The 18,396-nt window shown below is 62.8% G+C and carries 15 protein-coding genes and 1 pseudogene; 11 read left to right on the forward strand and 5 right to left on the reverse strand.

Annotated elements, in window-relative coordinates; genetic code table 11:
* Positions 1–5 precede the first annotated feature (5 nt).
* On the forward strand, positions 6–1,253 hold the full coding sequence (ccsB, locus tag KPG66_RS04740) for a c-type cytochrome biogenesis protein CcsB (protein WP_083813497.1): 1,248 nt from the start codon (positions 6–8) through the stop codon (positions 1,251–1,253).
* Positions 1,254–1,337: 84 nt separating this feature from the next.
* Here the strand turns inward: ccsB and lysA are convergent, their stop codons facing one another.
* The gene (gene lysA / locus KPG66_RS04745; protein ID WP_013434821.1) at positions 1,338–2,600 is read right to left on the reverse strand and encodes a diaminopimelate decarboxylase; all 1,263 of its coding nucleotides are present in this window, start codon (positions 2,598–2,600) and stop codon (positions 1,338–1,340) included.
* A 3-nt stretch (positions 2,601–2,603) separates the two neighbouring features.
* Positions 2,604–2,933: an LPS translocon maturation chaperone LptM gene (gene lptM / locus KPG66_RS04750; protein WP_083813431.1), complete on the reverse strand. Its 330-nt coding sequence runs from the start codon at positions 2,931–2,933 to the stop codon at positions 2,604–2,606.
* 35 nt (positions 2,934–2,968) lie between these two features.
* Here lptM and cyaY point away from each other — a divergent pair, with 35 nt between their 5' ends.
* Entirely contained in the window at positions 2,969–3,304 is a 336-nt protein-coding gene (gene cyaY, locus KPG66_RS04755; RefSeq protein WP_041753273.1) for an iron donor protein CyaY, read from the forward strand.
* A gap of 51 nt (positions 3,305–3,355) precedes the next feature.
* On the opposite strand, the gene KPG66_RS04760 is transcribed toward cyaY, so the two are convergent.
* Positions 3,356–5,764: a penicillin-binding protein 1A gene (locus KPG66_RS04760; protein ID WP_237070145.1), complete on the reverse strand. Its 2,409-nt coding sequence runs from the start codon at positions 5,762–5,764 to the stop codon at positions 3,356–3,358.
* 227 nt (positions 5,765–5,991) lie between these two features.
* Between KPG66_RS04760 and pilM the strand changes: the two genes are divergently transcribed.
* From pilM to ugpQ, 8 genes are all read left to right on the forward strand, one after another.
* Positions 5,992–6,972: a pilus assembly protein PilM gene (pilM, locus tag KPG66_RS04765; protein ID WP_237070146.1), complete on the forward strand. Its 981-nt coding sequence runs from the start codon at positions 5,992–5,994 to the stop codon at positions 6,970–6,972.
* Positions 6,969–7,688 (forward strand): hypothetical protein, encoded by a 720-nt coding sequence (locus KPG66_RS04770; RefSeq protein ID WP_013434826.1) that lies wholly within the window; start codon positions 6,969–6,971, stop codon positions 7,686–7,688. The genes pilM and KPG66_RS04770 overlap by 4 nt, the downstream gene beginning before the upstream one ends.
* Positions 7,685–8,731: a hypothetical protein gene (locus tag KPG66_RS04775; RefSeq protein WP_237070147.1), complete on the forward strand. Its 1,047-nt coding sequence runs from the start codon at positions 7,685–7,687 to the stop codon at positions 8,729–8,731. The genes KPG66_RS04770 and KPG66_RS04775 overlap by 4 nt, the downstream gene beginning before the upstream one ends.
* Positions 8,732–8,892: 161 nt before the next feature.
* Positions 8,893–10,731, forward strand: coding sequence for a type IV pilus secretin PilQ (locus KPG66_RS04780; protein WP_442929410.1), 1,839 nt, complete (start codon positions 8,893–8,895; stop codon positions 10,729–10,731).
* 130 nt (positions 10,732–10,861) lie between these two features.
* The gene (locus tag KPG66_RS04785; protein WP_049786362.1) at positions 10,862–11,464 is read left to right on the forward strand and encodes a shikimate kinase; all 603 of its coding nucleotides are present in this window, start codon (positions 10,862–10,864) and stop codon (positions 11,462–11,464) included.
* Between the two features lie 10 nt (positions 11,465–11,474).
* The gene (gene aroB, locus KPG66_RS04790) at positions 11,475–12,551 is read left to right on the forward strand and encodes a 3-dehydroquinate synthase (protein ID WP_237070159.1); all 1,077 of its coding nucleotides are present in this window, start codon (positions 11,475–11,477) and stop codon (positions 12,549–12,551) included.
* Between the two features lie 101 nt (positions 12,552–12,652).
* The gene (locus KPG66_RS04795; protein ID WP_237070160.1) at positions 12,653–13,792 is read left to right on the forward strand and encodes a deoxyguanosinetriphosphate triphosphohydrolase; all 1,140 of its coding nucleotides are present in this window, start codon (positions 12,653–12,655) and stop codon (positions 13,790–13,792) included.
* A gap of 70 nt (positions 13,793–13,862) precedes the next feature.
* Positions 13,863–14,606, forward strand: a complete 744-nt coding sequence (ugpQ, locus tag KPG66_RS04800; protein WP_237070149.1) for a glycerophosphodiester phosphodiesterase — start codon at positions 13,863–13,865, stop codon at positions 14,604–14,606.
* 317 nt (positions 14,607–14,923) lie between these two features.
* On the opposite strand, the gene KPG66_RS04805 is transcribed toward ugpQ, so the two are convergent.
* Together KPG66_RS04805 and KPG66_RS04810 are read right to left on the reverse strand one after the other, a co-directional pair.
* Positions 14,924–15,298: a DUF883 family protein gene (locus KPG66_RS04805; protein ID WP_041753275.1), complete on the reverse strand. Its 375-nt coding sequence runs from the start codon at positions 15,296–15,298 to the stop codon at positions 14,924–14,926.
* 462 nt (positions 15,299–15,760) lie between these two features.
* A complete protein-coding gene (locus tag KPG66_RS04810; RefSeq protein WP_041754156.1) occupies positions 15,761–16,486 on the reverse strand; it encodes an OmpW/AlkL family protein in 726 nt (241 codons plus the stop codon).
* A gap of 200 nt (positions 16,487–16,686) precedes the next feature.
* Between KPG66_RS04810 and KPG66_RS04815 the strand changes: the two are divergent.
* Positions 16,687–17,373: pseudogene (locus KPG66_RS04815) on the forward strand (transposase); the annotation flags it as partial.
* Positions 17,374–18,396 lie beyond the last annotated feature (1,023 nt).

Consider the following 18,396-nt stretch of genomic DNA (forward strand, 5'->3'; position numbering starts at 1 on the left):
AGATCATGGATTTGACTCATTCGTCTTCCCGGCCCGCCCGGGCCTCAGCGTTGGATACGGCGTCATGCCCGCCGTGCGCCGCCCAAGCCACTGCGTCGGTTGAGGGGCCGCGGGCCGGGCGACCAGACTTCGATACCCGTGCGCTGCTGCGCCGCCTGACGCTGCTTGACGGGTTGTTCGCGTTGCTGGTGATCGTGGGCGCGGGCTTTGCGCTGTCGCACTATCACGCATACATGAACGGGTATGACGTCGGCGTGTTGTGCGGGACCGTGCCGGCGTTGATTGTGCTGGGCTGGCGCTGGAAACCGGTTCGATGGCTGGCGCTGGGCATCGCGGTGCTGGCACTGTCCGGCGTGGTGCTGTATCGCGGCGACCTGGCACGGTCCGAGTCGACGTTTTTCCTGAAGTACCTGCTGTCGAGCCAGTCGGCGATCCTATGGATGAGCGCGCTGTTTGTCATCGCGACCGTGTTCTACTGGATCGGCACGCTGACGCGCTCGGCCTCGGGCGGCGCGATCGGCTCGAAGCTGACGTGGGCGGCGGTATTGATGGGATTCGTGGGGATGATGGTGCGCTGGTACGAGTCGTACTTAATCAGCCCGGATGTCGGCCACATTCCGATTTCGAACCTGTATGAAGTGTTCGTGCTGTTCTGCCTGATCACTGCGCTGTTTTATCTTTATTACGAATCGCATTACCGTACGCGGGCGTTGGGTGCATTCGTGCTGCTAGTGATCAGCGCGGCCGTCGGATTTCTAATGTGGTACTCAATATCACGCGACGCGCAACACATTCAGCCGCTCGTGCCAGCGTTGCAGAGTTGGTGGATGAAGATCCATGTGCCGGCCAATTTCATCGGCTATGGCAGCTTCGCGTTGTCGGCAATGGTATCGGTGGCTTATCTGCTCAAGCAGCGCGGCATGCTGGACGATCGACTGCCTTCGCTCGCATTGCTGGACGACATGATGTATAAGTCGATCGCGGTCGGCTTCGCTTTCTTCACGATCGCGACCATCCTTGGTGCGTTGTGGGCTGCCGAGGCTTGGGGGGGCTATTGGAGTTGGGATCCGAAGGAAACTTGGGCGTTGATCGTCTGGTTAAATTACGCGGCCTGGCTGCACATGCGGCTGATGAAAGGGTTGCGTGGCGCGCCAGCAGCATGGTGGGCGTTGACCGGTTTGCTCGTGACGACTTTTGCGTTCCTCGGCGTCAATCTGTTTCTGTCCGGCTTGCACAGCTACGGCCAACTCTAGGCGGCGCTGTACGGTGATGACCCGCATTGCGACCGCCGCACACCGGCGGTTTTTTCGGCCGCATTGCATAAAAATAGGAATCGGTCAGTCGGGTAGCACCGATTCGCCGTCCATCAACTGCGCGAGCGTTTCGCGTCGGCGGGCCACGTGCACCTGCTCGCCGTCCACAAGCAACTCGGCGGCCCGGGGACGGGTGTTGTAGTTCGAGCTCATCACGAATCCGTACGCACCAGTTGACCGTATCGCAAGCAGGTCGCCGGGCTCCAGCGCGAGTGACCGATCGCGAGCCAACCAGTCGCCACTCTCGCATACCGGGCCGACGATGTCGTAGGTCACCGGCGGCCGGCCATCGCGCGGCGCGACCGCATCGATCGCGTGATACGCGTCGTACATGGCGGGGCGGGCGAGGTCGTTCATCGCCGCATCGACGATCGCGAAATGCTTGACCGCTCCCGGCTTTAAGTATTCGACGCGGGTCAACAAGATTCCCGCATTGCCGACTAGCGAACGGCCAGGCTCGAACCAGATTTCACGATGGCCATGTCCACGCCGATCGAAGTGGTCCAGTATTGTTTTCACGAATGTGCCGATGTTCGGTGGCGTTTCGTCATCGTAGCGAATGCCCAGGCCGCCGCCGACGTCGATATGGTCGATTGGCGCGCCGTCTGCTTCGACTTGCGCGACTAACTCGAGTACCTTGTCGATGGCATCAAGGTAGGGGGAAATCTCGGTGATTTGCGAGCCGATATGGCAGTCGATGCCCGCAATGCGCACATGCTTCATGCCCAGCGCCGTGCGATACGCCGCACGCGCATCGTCGAAGGCGACGCCGAACTTGTTCGCCTTCAGACCCGTCGAAATATACGGATGAGTCTTCGCATCGACATCGGGGTTCACACGCAGCGAAATCGGTGCGATTCGGCCTGATTCCCCGGCGATCTGGTTCAGCCGCGCCAATTCGGCCAGCGACTCGACGTTGAAGCACCGCACGCCCGCCTCCAACGCCATGCGCATGTCGGCTGCATTCTTGCCGACGCCGGAAAACACCACGTCGTGCGGCTTGCCGCCAGCGGCGAGCACCCGCGCGAGTTCGCCGCCGGAGACGATATCGAATCCGGCGCCCAGGCGGGCGAACACATTCAGCACGGCAAGGTTGCTGTTGGCCTTGACCGCGTAATGGACCTTGGCGCGGCGGCCGGTGCACGCACCCGCATAGGCCTGGTAGGCGTCGGTCAGCGCAGCACGCGAATAGACGTAGAGCGGCGTGCCGTATTGTTCGGCGAGCTGGCCGGCGGGTACGCGTTCAACGTGCAGTTGAGCATCGACGTAGGCGAAGGCATTGACCATGAATCAGCGGGCAGGTTGGGCCGTACCGGAGGCAGAGCGCGGAACGGACAGGTTTGGCGCGATCCGAAGGCCGCGCTGCGATGGGTCGTCGAGGGATGGCGTCGCGGATGTGCCCATGGCGCTGCTGGCCGACGATGCAGCGGTGGTGGACGCCGGTTGTGCGATGAAGGCCGGCCGTTCAGGCAGCGGCGGCACACTGGGTAAGTACAACGGGCCACGCTGTCCACAGCCCGCGAGCACGGCGATTCCCCAGGCCACGATACCATACGACACCGCGCCGGCACGTGCGCGCGGACCCGCTACAATGCCCGACAACCCTGAAACGACACGCATGACAAACCCTGTCAATCTAACCGGTGGAGTTTAGCATGACCGATACCGAATACCTGGAGCTGGCCGAACAGACGCTCAACGCCGTGCAAACGGCACTCGAGGACGCGGCCGATGAGGCGGGCATCGACGTTGAATGCGAGCGCAGCGCAAACGTGCTGACGCTCGAATTCGACGACGCCTCGAAGATCATTGTGAACCTGCAGCCACCGATGCAGGAAATTTGGATCGCAGCGAAGTCCGGTGGGTATCACTTCAAGTATGTCGACGGCGCGTGGCGCGATACCCGCACGTCAACCGAGTTTTTTGCGACGTTGTCCGCCGCGGTGTCGCAGCATGCGGGCCAGCCGGTCACGCTAGCGCGCGCGTCGTGAGCCGGCATGCGGTGCACCGTGCTGAGTGCGCGCCGCGCTTGTGCGGCGTGCTCACTGGCCCTTGAACAGGTTCATGATGTCCTGTCGTTCGGATTCGTTCACGCTCGCGTTGACACCCGAGTCCGAGGCGGCGCTCGCCGATTCCTCAGCCAGCGCCGAGGCAGGTACGCCGACTGTCGCCACGAACCCTGAGCCCGGCATCATGTTGGCGTAGTACAGTTCGCCGCCGATATCCTCGATGCCTGGTGGGCGGGGCATGGTGTAGGTGGGCTTGCCCTTGAGTGCCCGGCCCATGTAGTCGATCCAAATGGGCAATGCGAGGCCGCCGCCGGTTTCGCGATCGCCTAGACTGCGCGGGCTGTCAAAGCCGATCCATGCGACTGCGACCAGCGTGTGCTGGTAGCCGGCGAACCAGGCGTCGCGCGAGTCGTTGGTCGTGCCGGTCTTGCCGCCGATGTCCACGCGCTTGAGCACGTTCGACTTGGCGCCCGTTCCGCGCTGTGCGACACCGACCAGCAGGTTGTTCATGATGTACGCATTGCGCGGATCGATCGCGCGCGGCGCATTTTGGTCGGCCACCACCGGCTGCGCGCGCGCGGCGAGCGCGCCACGCGCATCGGTGATCTCGGCAATCAGGTAGGGATTGATCCGGTAGCCGCCGTTGGCGAACACCGCATAGCCGGCGGCCATCTGCAATGGCGTGACGAGCCCCGCGCCGAGCGCCATCGGCAGGTAGGCGGGGTGTTTATCGGCGTCGAAGCCGAATTGCGTGATGTACTGCTGTGCGTAGTGTGTGCCGATATGGCCCAAGATTCGGATCGATACGAGGTTCCTCGACTTCTGCAGCGCGGTGCGCATTGTCATCGGCCCATCGTAGCTGCCGCCGTAGTTCTTCGGCTCCCACGCATGGCTGCCAGGCGTGGTCGGCGCAAAGTACAGCGGCGCGTCATTGATCATCGTCGCCGGACCCAGCCCTTTGTCCAGCGCGGCCGAATAGATGAACGGCTTAAAGCTCGAACCGGGTTGGCGCCACGCCTGCGTGACGTGATTGAATTTGTTTTTGTTGAAATCAAAGCCACCGATCAGTGCGCGGATCGCGCCATCCTGCGGCGTGAGCGCGATGAGCGCGCTCTCAACCTGGGGTAACTGCACGATGCTAAACGCACCGTCCGCGGCCTTGGTGATCCGGATGATCGATCCGGGGCGGATGCGCTGGTTCCGCTGCGCGCGCCCGGACAAGGCCGCGGCGGCAAAGCGCAACCCATCGCCTTGGATGGTGACGGTGTTGCCGTCGATCAGTGTAGCCTTGACCTCGTGCGGGCCCGCTTGCGTGACGACGGCGGCGACCAGTTCGCCGTTGTCCGGGTGTTCGAGCAATGCGTCATCGATTGCCTGCTCGCGCTCGGCGGCATCTTGCGGCAATTCGATAAACCCTTCCGGCCCACGGTAACCGTGGCGTCGGTCGTAGTCCATCACGCCCTTGCGCACGGCGCGGTATGCGGCCTCCTGGTCCGCCGAATCGATCGTCGTCACCACCTCGAAGCCGCGCGTGTAGGTCTCGTCGCGATACTGCGCGTACATCAACTGCCGCACCATCTCGGCCACGTACTCCGCGTGCACGCTGTACGGCGTGCTCACCGTTTTGAGCACGATCGGCTCGTGTACCGCCGCATCGTATTGCTCCGCGCTGATGTAGTGCAACTCGAGCATACGTTGCAGGATGTACTCCTGGCGTATCTTCGCGCGCCGGGGGTTGACCACGGGGTTGTAGGCGGATGGCGCCTTGGGCAGCCCGGCGAGCATGGCCGCCTGAGCGAGCGTCACGTCCTTCAAATCCTTGCCGAAATACACGCGCGCCGCGCTAGCGAAACCGTACGCCCGTTGCCCGAGATAGATCTGATTCATGTAGACCTCAAGAATCTGATCCTTCGTCAACGCCGACTCGATCTTATACGCGAGTAGCATCTCGTACAGCTTGCGGGTGTAGGTTTTCTCGCTGGACAAAAAGAAGTTGCGTGCCACCTGCATCGTGATCGTACTGGCGCCTTGCGCACTGCCGCCGCGGGTGAAATTGGCCACGCCGGCGCGCACGATGCCGGTCAGGTCGACGCCGCCATGATTGTAGAAGCGATAGTCCTCGATCGCCAGCACGGCCTTTTTCATCACCTCCGGGATCTCGTCGAATTGCACGATACGCCTGTGTTCCTCGCCGAATTCGCCGATCAGCACATGGTCCGCCGTATAGATGCGCAGTGGTACCTTGGGCCGGTAGTCCGTCAATGCGTCCAACGATGGAAGGTTGCGCTCGGCGACGAGCGTCGCGTAGCACAGTACCAGCACCAGCGCCAGTATCGTACCGATCAGCAGGGTGCCCAGCGCGAGCAGAGCCCGCCACCATAGCGCGCGCTTGCGCTTTGGGCCGGCCGGAGGAGGAGAGGCGTCAGGCGTCGTCGATTGCATGGGAATACCAAAAACACGAACTCGCGATTATAGCGGGGCGTGCTGACATGACTGCTCGCCTTATCCGCAACGATGCCTATTGTGGGCGCGATGTGGCGTGAGTGAGCCGCCGCTGGCCAATCAGCCGAATGTTCGGCGGCGGCGCGGCTCGCAACAATGTCTGCACGCTTCGTTGAGCGCAGAGCCGGAGTGGTTTCCGGCCGACGCGGCGCAGCAAGGGAGGGAACATGCAGAATGCTTTATTGTCCGTTGGGCGCCGGTTCGCGGCGGGAATCGACATTACGCCGTCAGAAATCCGGATGGCGGTGGCCAGCCGCAGGCTGGCTGACGGCGCCGACGTGCGCGTTGAGCACCTGGCGGCGCAACCGCTGCCGGCGGGTGTGGTGGAGGATGCCGAAATCCTGCGGCCCGAATGCGTGTCGCGGGCATTGAGCGTATTGCGCGACGGTATTCCGATACGGCGGTCCCTCGCCAGTGTGCGATACGCGATGGCGTTGCCGCCGGCGGTGACCTACACGGGCGTGACCTCGCTCGCCGAGCTGGCACGTCGCACGCCTGGCCTCGCTTCGGCGCAGCACGCTTGCGCCGCGTTCGACGAATTGGAGCCGGCAGTGCTGGCCGAGGCCGAACGCCTGTTTGGCGTGGATCCATCGTCGATCGTCGTCGATTGGCTCATGGCGGATCGGGACGACGATCCCGACGCGGTGACGATCACCGCCGCTTCGCGTGATTGGCTCGATATACGGATCGCCACCGCAGCGGCTGCGAACATCGTGCTCAGTACGGTGGACGGCGAGGCTGCGGCTGCACTGCGTGCGTGCCGGCTGCAGGGGGCACTGGTGTTGCCCGCCGATTGTTGCTGGTGCGCGATATGGGCCGGTGGTGGCACTGTGTATGCATGGCTGCTGCGCGGCACGATGGTACGGCGCGAGTGGCATGCGTTACCCGGGCATCGGGGCCCGATATTGGACGCGCTGCGTGACGCGCTGGCCTCGGATGACCTCTCGGGTGCCGTGGTGAGCGGCGAGGTCGCCGCGATCGCGGCCGCGGGCCTCGATTTCGATGCGTTGCGCGGCGCACTCGGATGCGATCCGCAGCTATTCCGGTGTGCGCCATTTTGCCGTGCGTTGATCGCCGCACAACCGTGCAGCAACAGTCCGGCGTATGCCGTCGCCTTCGGGCTCGCGATGCGCGGAGTGCTCGAATGAGCGGCGTGTCAGCGAGGACGCGTGACGGGCGTTGCCGCGCGGCATGTGCGTTGCTGCTTGGCGACCTGGGCGGTTTTAACCTGTTGCCCTATCGCGCGCGGCGCCGAGGCAGAATGCGTCAACGCAGAGCGTTTGGTGCGGCATGTGCCGCGTTGGGCGGCGTTGGGGTCGCGGCGATCGTGGCGGCCGCCGCTGGACGCAATGACATCGCGGCTGAGCAGAACCGGCAACGGCTCGAAAGTGACCTTGCGGCTGCAGCGATTCCGATGGCCGAGCATGCCAGCCTGCAGGCCGAGCTGGGTGCCTACCGCGCGTTTTGCGAGCACGCGACACAGCGCGCGGTGCGTAGGGACCAGTTGCTCGCATTGCTTGACCGCCTGTCCAGGGCCGCAGCCCATGACGTACGCCTGACCGAACTGAGTCGGCGCGGCGACGAGACATTCGTCAGCGGGCAAGCCACTGGCCAGCCTGCTTTATCCGCATGGCTCAATGAATTGCGGCATGCGCCAGGCGTGGTTTCGACCAGCGTCCTGTCGTTTCGGCGCGTGCCGCCTGATCGTGAGGCCGCCGGCACAGGCCGCACCACGCCTGCTGGCGCGTTCGACTTTACTGCGCGGTTGACCCACGCCGGTACGCGGCCGCCGGCATCGCCGCATGAGCAGCGTGTTGCTGCGCGAGGTGTGGAGCAGTTCGTCGACGCTGGAGCGCCCTCATGATGACGCACACAATCGACGCTGTCCCATACAGCTTACGCGGTCAGGCGGCGCTGCTTGTGTCGTGGCGGGCATTGGTGGTGCGGCCGCTGGAGCAGTGGCCGGCCATGCCGTTCCGTATCGCGATAGGGGCGTTGGCCGCGTTGTCGTTTAGCGGCACGCTGTATGTGTCGCAATCCTTGCGCGACGAGCGCATGCGTGCCGAGGCCGTGGCGGTGGCTGAGCTGCGTGCAAAGACTGCGCAAACCCATCGGCAAATCAGTGCGTTGCCCGCGCTCAGGAGCCAATTGGAACAGGCGCGTGCTGGGCGAATCGATCCGGACGTCGCACAGCACATGCAACGGATCGACACGTTGGCAGCACGTGCGGGCCTGTTACTCGACAGCGTCGAGCCTGTTGCCGAATTCGCGGTGGGCGAACACCGAGGCGAGGGGGCGCAAGCAGTTGCCCGGCAGACGGCCAGGCTGGCCGCATCCGGCGATTTTATCGGCGCGTGGTCCTTTCTTGGTTCATTGAGCACGCTGCCGGTGATCGCGGTACCCGACGAAGTTCAGCTGAAAGTGGACGGTGGACAACTGTCGTTGCGCGCCCTGTTGACGCTATATGGCATGCGCGGTGGACCCGGTCTCGCTGCAGCGGGCTGCGGCTGCGAGGGGGGACACGAGTCCCGCGTGCCGTTGCCGGCGCGCAGCCTGGCGGCGGACGCCGTTCGCGCGCTTGATGCCAGCAAGGATGTCGCTGCCGAGCGAGATGTCGATGCCGACCAGAGGCGTGCCGGCAACCTACCTTCGCCGTTGCCACCGGATCCTTTTAGTGGTTCCCGCGCATTCCAGCCTCGCATGGCATCGGTCACGTCACCGGTGTGGATCGGCACGATATGGAGCGGGTCGCACCGGATCGCCGTGGTCGATGCAATCAAACCCCGCCTGCCGGCTGCCCCAGGCGATGGCACTGACTCGGCGGGAACTATTGCCGACGACGCGGCCTGGGAAGCCGGGCGCAGCGATCATGGACCATTGGCGCTATCAGCGGAGGGCTACGGGTGAGCAGCGTTCGATTCGGCAACATGCGTTGCGTGGCGGCGCGGTGTTTCGTCACCATGCTGGGCATTGCGCTTGTCGGGCTTGCCGGGGCGCTGGCTGATGCTCGCGCCTCGTTGGCCACAGGGCGGCCTGTGTCACATGCCATGGCCGAGCACGATGCGCGCATGCTGCAACTGCCGAGCGCGGCGATGGCGGCGGGGGCGCCGGCAGCTCGCCTTGGGCTCGCGCCGAGGCTTGCGTCCACGCCCACTCCTACACCTACACCCGCGCCCACGCCCACGCCCACGCCCACGCCCGGGCTCACCACACCCGCCTCCGGGCCCATACCTACGCCCATACCCACGCAGACGCTATTGCCGGCGCCGAAGGTCAGCGCGTGGGATGGCGCTGGGCCATCTGCCTCCCCACCGGCCGCGCGTAGCGGCTCGCGCTCCGACGCAAACGTGCACGATGGTGCGGATGCGGCCAGGCCGATCTCCTTGACTTTTCGTGACGCGGAACTGAGTACGGTACTTAGCGCCTTCGCCGAATTCACGGGATCCAACATCATCGTCAGCGACAAGGTTCGCAAAAAAGTGTCGCTGCATCTGGTCGACGTGCGATGGTCCCATGCACTGGCTGCGCTGCTGCAAGCGCACGGACTTGAAATGGAGCGACGCGGCAATGTGATATGGATCGCGCCGGCGGCCGAAATTGCGGCGCGAGAACGCGCGTTGCTGGAGGTGCGCGCGAAACGATTGCAACTGGAGCCGCTAGCTAGCCGCCTGTTCGAGCTTCATTATCAGCGGGCCGAAGACGTGCGCACGATGATCTGCGCATCGGGCAGTCAGCGGCTGTTGTCCAGCCGCGGCGCGGCGAATGCCGACTCACGTACCAATCAATTGTTCGTCACCGATGTCCCCGGCCGGCTGGCCGACATCGCGTCGCTGATCCAGGCAATCGACCGGCCGACCCGGCAGGTGTTGATCGAGGCGCGGATCGTTGAGGCGGATGATGGATTTTCCCGCGCGCTGGGTGCACGAGTTGCGATGCTCAAGCGCGACGGCGGCGATAGCCCGACATCCAGTGGCGAGATGGCGTCTCAGGGTAACACCGGGGCGGGACTGCGGGGGCCGATGGTCGATCTATTGGCGGCTCCGCTTTCCGGGTTTGCGCCGGCTAGCGCGGGCATTGGGCTGCTGAGCGCGTCGGTATCGAGGCTGCTCGATATCGAACTCAATGCACTGGAGATGCAAGGGCGCGGCCGCGTGGTATCAAGCCCGCGCGTGATCACCGCGGATCGGTTCAAAGCCGTGGTCGAGCAGGGAGCCGAAGTACCGTACCAGACCCGTACCCAGCGGAGCAGCGCGGTACAATTCCGGCGCGCGACGCTCAAGCTCGAAGTCGAGCCGCGCATCACGCCTCGCGGACATGTGATACTGGACCTCGACATTGTTAAAGACAGTGTTGGCTCTGAGACGTTGCATGGGCCGGCGATCCATACGAAGCGGGTGCAAACGAGCGTGGAGGTCGAAAACGGCGGCACGGTCGCCATCGGCGGTATTTATTCCCAGGACGATCGGCAAGATGAGGCCCGCGTGCCCATCCTGGGTGATATCCCGCTGATCGGCGCTTTGTTCCGGCATCGGATCCGAAGTGACCGTCACAGTGAGTTAATCATATTGATTACTCCCACGGTCGTTACTGGACTGCAGGCAACTGCGCCCGGGGCGCGACATCAGGACCTTGGTGGCGCCACACCACGGCCCGGCGGCGCCGAAGCGGGCCAGCGTCGGCTTGCCGAAGCGGATCCTTTGCAAAGTGCCGAAGTGGATCCGTTGCAGGGTGCCGAAGCGGATCCTTCACGGGGAGCCGACGCTGGCCCGCCGCAACCTGCTGAAACGGGCCCGTTGCAGCCAACCGAAGCGAACTCATTACAGCCTTCACGATGGCCTGCCGAGGCGGATCCGTCACAGTCCGCCGAGCTGGACGCACACGAAACCGAGGGGCAGCATGAGGAGTGATGCGCAAACCGTCCGCGTCGCCGTCGCGATGCGTGTCCCGGTTCCACAAGTACAGAGGTACTGCGCTGCGGCCTCGACAAACCACGACGTTTGCAATTAAGCTGCACGACGGACCAGTAGATTCATGTCAATGACACAGTTGCTCGACGCGACGGCAAACGCCAGCGTTTTTTTCATCGGATTGATGGGGGCGGGAAAGACGACGGTCGGTCGTGCTGTCGCCCGTCGCCTCGCACGCCCCTTCGTCGATTCTGACCACGAAATCGAAGTCCGTACGGGCGCGCGCATTCCTGTGATATTCGAGCATGAGGGGGAGGATGGCTTCCGCCACCGGGAATCGGCGATCATTGACGAGTTGACGCGCCGTCCAGGTCTGGTCCTTGCGACGGGCGGCGGTGCAGTGATGCGGCCCCAAAACCGTGAGTGGCTGCATGCGCGCGGCATTGTCATTTATTTGCGCGCCACGCCACATGACTTGTGGCTGCGTACCCGTCGCGACAAGAATCGGCCGCTGCTGCAAACCGACGATCCGCGCGGCAAGCTGGAATCGCTGTTCGCGTTGCGGGATCCGCTGTATCGTGAATGCGCCCATTTTGTGATTGAAACCGGACGGCCCACCGTCAATGGTCTTGTCAATATGGTACTTATGCAACTGGAAATGATCGGCATCCGCCCGCAGCCCGACTGCGATGCACCGCAGGATGCCCTGCCGCCCCATGACAATGCTTGTTAAGCCGCCCCGTATGATCCATGTCGAGGTCGCACTGGGCGAGCGCGCCTACTCGATCCATATTGGTGCGGACTTGATCGACCAGGAAGCGTTGTTCGCGCCGCATATTCGCGGCACCTGCGTGGCCATCGTGACCAATACCACGGTCGAGCCACTGTACGGCACGCGGGTACGGGCAGCGCTTGAGCGCGCCGGCAAGCGCGTGCAGACAATCGTGCTGCCTGATGGCGAAGCGCACAAGAACTGGCAAACGCTGAACCAGATATTCGATGCGTTGCTGGGTCAGCATGCAGACCGCAAGGTGACGCTGGTCGCGCTGGGCGGCGGTGTCATCGGCGACATGACCGGCTTTGCCGCCGCATGCTACATGCGGGGTGTGCCGTTCATTCAAGTGCCGACCACGCTGCTGTCCCAGGTCGATTCGTCGGTTGGTGGCAAGACCGGCATCAATCATCCGCTCGGCAAGAACATGATCGGTGCGTTCTACCAGCCGCAAGCGGTGATCGCCGACATCGGCACGCTGGATACGCTGCCGCAGCGTGAGCGTGCCGCCGGCCTCGCCGAAGTCATTAAGACAGCGGCTATCGCGGATCCGGTGTTCTTTGACTGGATCGAAGCGAATATCGACGCGCTGAACCGTTGTGATGCATCGGCGCTGGCATGGGCGGTCAAGCGCTCCTGCGAGTTGAAAGCGAAGGTGGTCGCCGCCGACGAGCGCGAGGCAGGTTTGCGCGCGATACTGAATTTCGGCCATACGTTCGGTCATGCGATCGAGGCCGGCCTCGGGTATGGCCAGTGGCTACATGGCGAGGCGGTCGGTTGTGGGATGGTGATGGCCGCGGACCTGTCGGTACGGCTTGGCCTGCTGGACGAGGCCACGCGCGAGCGACTGGTCCGATTGATCGGCGCAGCGCACTTGCCCACGCGCGCGCCGGCACTTGGCACGGATCGGTATGTCGAACTGATGCAGCTCGACAAGAAGGCGCACAGCGGTACGATAAAGTTCATTTTGTTGAAGCGAATCGGTGACACGCTGATCACCGGTGCGCCCGATGCTGAGGTGCGCGCGACACTGGCGGCGAGCGTCTGAGTTCACGCCCCGGTGTTCGGACGGCTGAAGCAGGGCGGCCGCAGTCGTTGCTTAAGGAGTATCGGTAAGTGAAGAGTGCGTTCGAAGGTCAATGTCGACATATGATGCCGTGCGATCTCGAAGATCATCTGGCGCCGTATGCGGTGTCTTCACGGCTGTGCCGTGGGCGCCGCCATCCGGAACCCGCGCCCGATTCCCGGACCGAGTTCCAGCGCGATCGGGACCGTATTATCCACTCGACGGCGTTCCGGCGCCTCGAATACAAAACGCAGGTGTTCGTCAATCACGAGGGCGACCTGTTCCGCACGCGACTGACCCACAGCCTGGAAGTCGCGCAGATCGCGCGTTCGGTGGCGCGCAACCTGCGCGTCAACGAGGACCTGGTCGAGGCGATCTCGTTGGCGCACGATCTTGGGCATACGCCGTTTGGCCATGCCGGGCAGGATGCGCTGAACGAATGCATGCACGAGTTCGGTGGATTCGAGCATAACTTGCAAAGTCTGGCGGTGGTCGATGAATTGGAGGAGCACTATGGAGGATTCAACGGCCTGAATCTGTGCTTTGAGACCCGCGAGGGCATCTTGAAGCACTGCTCGCGTGACAATGCGCGGCGCCTGGGCGAGCTCGGTGAACGCTTTCTGCACGGGCGCCAGCCTTCCATCGAGGCGCAGATTGCCAATCTTGCCGACGAAATCGCGTACAACAATCATGATATCGACGATGGGTTGCGCTCGGGACTGCTGACCCTGGAGCAACTCGATGCGGTCGAACTGTGGCGTGTGCATCATGCATTGGTGAGGCAAGTCCATCCGACACTGGAGGGGCGGCGGCTGATCCACGAGACGATACGGCGGATCATCAATACGTTGATCGTCGATTTGATCGGTGCGACGGCTGAACGCCTGGCGATGGCGGCGCCAGACTCGGTCGATGCGGTTCGCGCATCGGCGCCGTTGGTCGCGCACAGTGACGCGGTCGCGGCGCAAGCGCGCGAACTCAAACAGTTCCTGTTCCACAACCTGTATCGCCATTATCGTGTGATGCGCATGGCGAACAAGGCGCGTCGCGTGGTTGTGGGGTTGTTCGATGCGTTCCGGGACGATCCGCGCTTGCTGCCACCCGATTACCAATGCGATGATTCGGCGACGCAGGCTAGACTCATAGCGCATTACATCGCCGGGATGACGGATCGGTATGCGCTGAAAGAATATCGCCGCCTGTTCGTTATCGACGACGGCTAAACGCCCACGCTTGCTTTCCCTGCGCGTCGATTTGCGCTGCTTCTACCTTCATTCAAACGAGGAATACAAGGTGGTTAATTGGCCTTATCCGCGCGTGGTCGCACACCGGGGTGGCGGTACGCTGGCGCCGGAAAATACATTAGCGGCAATCCACGTCGGCGCAAAGCTGGGGCTCAAGATGGTTGAGTTCGATGCCAAGTTGTCCGCCGACGAGGTGGCATTCCTGCTGCACGACGATACAGTGAATCGGACCAGCGATGGCTGGGGTGCTGCTGCGCGCAAACAGTACGCAGCGATTACCCGGTTGGATGCCGGCAGCTGGTTCGATGGGCGCTTCAGTGGTGAATGGATGCCGACGCTGCAGCAGGCAAGCGAGTGCTGTAGCGCGCTCGGCCTGGCCGTCAACGTCGAAATCAAACCGTGTCCGGGACGCGAAACCTTGACCGGGCACATTGTGGCAGGTGAAGTGGCGCGATGGTGGAAGGGCACCACGCCGCCGGCGCTGCTGTCGTCGTTTTCCCTCGAGGCGCTGTGCGGCGCGCGCGACGCGGCGGCGCATCTGCCTCGCGGCTGGCTGGTCGGTGCCGTGCCGGTGAACTGGCGCGAGCACGCCCGTGCGCTCGGCTGCGTCTCATTGCACGTGGACCACCGCCAGTTGACCGCCGCGCGTATTGCGCAGATCAGCGAAGCCGGCTTGCGTGTCCTGGCCTACACCGTCAATACGCCGGAACGCGCCCGCGAACTTGTCGAGTGGGGAGTCGATACGATCTGCACAGACCGCATCGACTTGATCGGCGCGGACTTCTTTGGCTAGGGTGACGCGTTTGCGCCACGCTATGCATGGTAAGTCCTCTACGGCGAGTCGGTAATTCGTGCACCGTGGGAGGATGCTGTACTAAATAAGACGTTTGGTCCCGCGAAGGGTACGCCGCCCAGCGGTGGAAATATCGGTCCGTCAATGTGGTGCCGCGTCAGTGTCGCGATGCCGCGCCGCTAACGGCGCGGCGGGCGAGGAACCCTGGGTCAAAGCCGGCTCAACAGCCTCGGACGCTGTCGTGACACACACAGGATAGTTCGGGGCGCCGCAGACCGGCGCTAGGCATGTGCGCCGCGTCTCGGCGCGGGGCGTCGTTAAGCGCGGCCCAGCAACAAGCCCAGCAGTAACGCCGCGCCGGCGGCTGCAGCGACGGCCTGCCATGGACGCTCATGGACATATTCGTCCGCATCGCCCCAGGCAGCCTGCGCGCGGCGTTTTACGTTCTCTTGGGTATCCTCCAAGCGCGAGCGCGCAGCTTCGATCTTGTCCCGCAATTGCTGGCGCAAAACCTCGGCATCGGCTTGAGTACTGTCAGTTAGCGTATTTTCCAATTCGGACAACAGCTCACGTACTTCGGTGCCGACGTCCTGCACGGCATGGCGCCCATGGTGTGCGATACGCCGCGCGCGGCGGCCGGCCCTGTCGAACGAATCCCCTAGCGCCTGGCGGGTATTTTCCAAATTTGCCATTACAGCTTCCTCCAGTATTGTCGAATGTTCGACGGTGTTGCAAAAAAACAACTTGTTGTGGCACGCGACGTGCGTGGAACCACTAAACAGCGGCAGTGCGGCATGCGAGCGTCAACGTGCCGCTTCAGGTTGGTCCTGCAATCCGCAATTTGGTTCTCGATGGCGGTGGCACTGCGCAATGCGGCTGTCGGTGCCGCCATAGTAAAGCACATTGCAGGCCAACCCGGAGATTGTTGGCGTCGTGCCGGTCAAGGCTGGCGATAGCTGCGCTGCTGGCCAAGGCGGGCGTCACGAAAGTAGACGGCGCGCGAGCTAAGGCGGTGTCACGCAGTTAAACGACGCGCGGGGCAAGACAGGTGCCATGCAGGCTCGTATTGCATGGGCCAAAGCGGGCGGTACAGCTGCAAGCGCTGCTCTCGGCACGGAAGAGGCTAGCACGGCAGCTCCCCGGCGCGTCGGGTGTCAGAAGCGGTAACCGACGTTTAGAAGCGTGACGAGCGGATTCAGCTTGATGTGCGCGTGGCTCGTGACGTTACGCATGCCGACCGGTGTTAGCGCGACGGTATGCAGCTTAGCATCGGTTGAGAATGGAAGGAACGACACGGAAAAGCTGGCGAAAATGTGCTTGTTGAAGTTGTACGCGAAACCGGCGTTGAACACCGGGGCCCAGGCGCTGTCTACGTCCACAGAGGCCGGACCATGCAACTGCTGTGACACGAACGTCGGATTCTTGATCCGCGCGTTGGTGAACCAGATATAGCTCACGCCGATTCCGACGAACGGACGAAACGTAGCATCCGCATTGCGGAAGTAGTATTTGAAGATGAGCGCAGGACTCCATTGTCGCGCCTCTCCGAGTTTGCCGTACGAGGCGAGAGTGCCGCCGCCGCGCAGGTCGAATTTGGGCGGAATGCCCGCATCGGCTTGGACGACGAAGTTGTCGGTGATGAAGTACCCTGTGGAGAAGCCGAGAGTATTGGAGGAGCCGATACTGGCGCTCGACCCAGGGACCGCAATATTGACGGGGGAGCCGCCGATGTTCGTGGTTCTCAGTACGTCGCTGCTGTCTTGCGGCGCTAGATGGAACCATCCGGCTGCCATGTAGACGCTGCCAGCCGTTTGAGCATGTGCCTGGTTGAAGCAGCAGGCGATGGCCGCGAACCTCGGGATGGCCTTGATGACGCGTATTAATTGCACTGTGCTTCTCCATTTTTTTAAAGCTTGCCCATTATGCAGACAACGTTTCAAACGAGCCATAGTCTTGCATTAAGCATTTTCCCTAAAGCTGGGACGCAGTTGGCTTTGCACGCCGCGTCGTGCGCGAGTGCCGCGGGATGATTGACTCCTGCGGATATACTTTAAATGTGATCTAAACGGAAATTCCTGCAATGGCCCGGTTAGCACGTCTTTATGTCCCCGACCAGCCGCAGCACGTGATTCTGCGAGGCATCGATCATCAGCCTGCTTTCGTCGATGACGAGGATTATGCGCTGTTTGTCGAGTGCTTGAAAACGGCATCACGCGACCACCGGCTTGCGGTCCACGCGTACGTCCTGATGCCGTCGGCGGTGCAGTTGCTGGCGACGCCGCGCGAGGAGTCCAGTCTTCCCAAGGCGATGCAGGCCGTGGGTAGGCGCTACGTCGCGCACTTCAACCGTCGCTATGGACGACGCGGTACGCTGTGGGAAGGGCGCTACCGTGCCACGGTGATCGAAGCAGACCGGTATTTCATGCTGGGCAGCCGGCTGGTGGAGCTTAGTCCGGTGCGCGAGCGCCTCGTTTCTTCTGTCGATGCGTATCAGTGGTCTAGCTATCGACACCATGTTGGCCTCGCACTCGATCCGCTGATTACCGATCATCCGTTGTATTGGGCGCTGGGCAATACGCCGTTCGAGCGCCAGCACGCCTATAAAGAGTTGTGTGAGCAAGCGTTGGATGAAAATGCGGTCAATGAACTGCAGCAGGCCACGCTCAAGGGCTGGGTGTTGGGAAGCGAAAGTTGGCGCGACTGGGCGGCCCGGCAGGCGAACCGCCGCGTGTCGCCATTGCCGCGTGGGCGTCCTCGCAAGACGCGGGCCGACGATGATCAGGGGCCGGCCGGTGTGCAGTCGCCTGGTGCAGAGGCCGAAGGCGATGCCTCGGCTGCTGCGCGCCCGTCAGGCGATGTGCCGTCGTCGGAGGCAGGCCGCTCAGGTGAGGCAGGGCCGGGCAATGATCCGTCCGCACAGAGTGTGCAGGCGGGGCGGGCCACGACTGGCCTTGATGCCGCTGACACGGGCACGAGGGGCGATGGCGCTTCGGCACGGGCATCGGGGGAGGGACCGACCAATGGCGATTCGGAAACCGATCATCCCACTTCAACGTAGGACATCCCTGTCAGCGGCGGCCCCACCGAACCCCCTTATTGGCTACCGGTGGCTTCCCTGGCGGCGTTACATTCGATATCTCCATATCGAGTAGTCCCCCTGTCGGGCGGTCCTACATCGGGTGGCCTACATAGGGCGGTCCACATCGAGAAGTCGCTCCCTCCGGCATTCCCTCTCCGGCATTCCCTCTCCGGCATTCCCTCTCCGGCATTCCCTCTCCGGCATTCCCTCTCCAGCATCTCTCTCCAGCATCTCTCTCCAGCATCTCTCTCCAGCATCTCTCTCCAACCCCCTGCATTGGGCAGCCACCCCTGCGGAAGTTCCTCATCGGGCGGCATGGTAGCCCAGGGCCGGCCGCGTGACGCACGGGCCTCCGCAATGATGCATCGAGTACGAAACGGACTGGGCAAGCGTGGTGCGTTTCGATTGCCATGGACGCCGTCTTGATCGTGTAAAGCAGGCACGCCAGGGGTACTCTTTGCACACCCCTTCCATTGATATGGAACCAATTTTTAGGGACAAAAAATAGTGATAAATATTATGGGGGACATATCAATCGATTTTTCTTGGCATCCTATTGATTCGTCGCGTATATTCCGAATTTCCAGCTGATTTATCGTTTCCGTGTTCACCAGTTGCGACTGCTGTTTGATCCAGCGCGACATGCGCTGAAGACTTTGCAGCGCCCGCGACGCAGCGTTTAAGCGCGAGTTTTCCAGGCCGTTTGCACCC

The sequence above is a fragment of the Mycetohabitans sp. B2 genome (assembly GCF_021733735.1).
Lineage (GTDB): Bacteria > Pseudomonadota > Gammaproteobacteria > Burkholderiales > Burkholderiaceae > Mycetohabitans > Mycetohabitans rhizoxinica.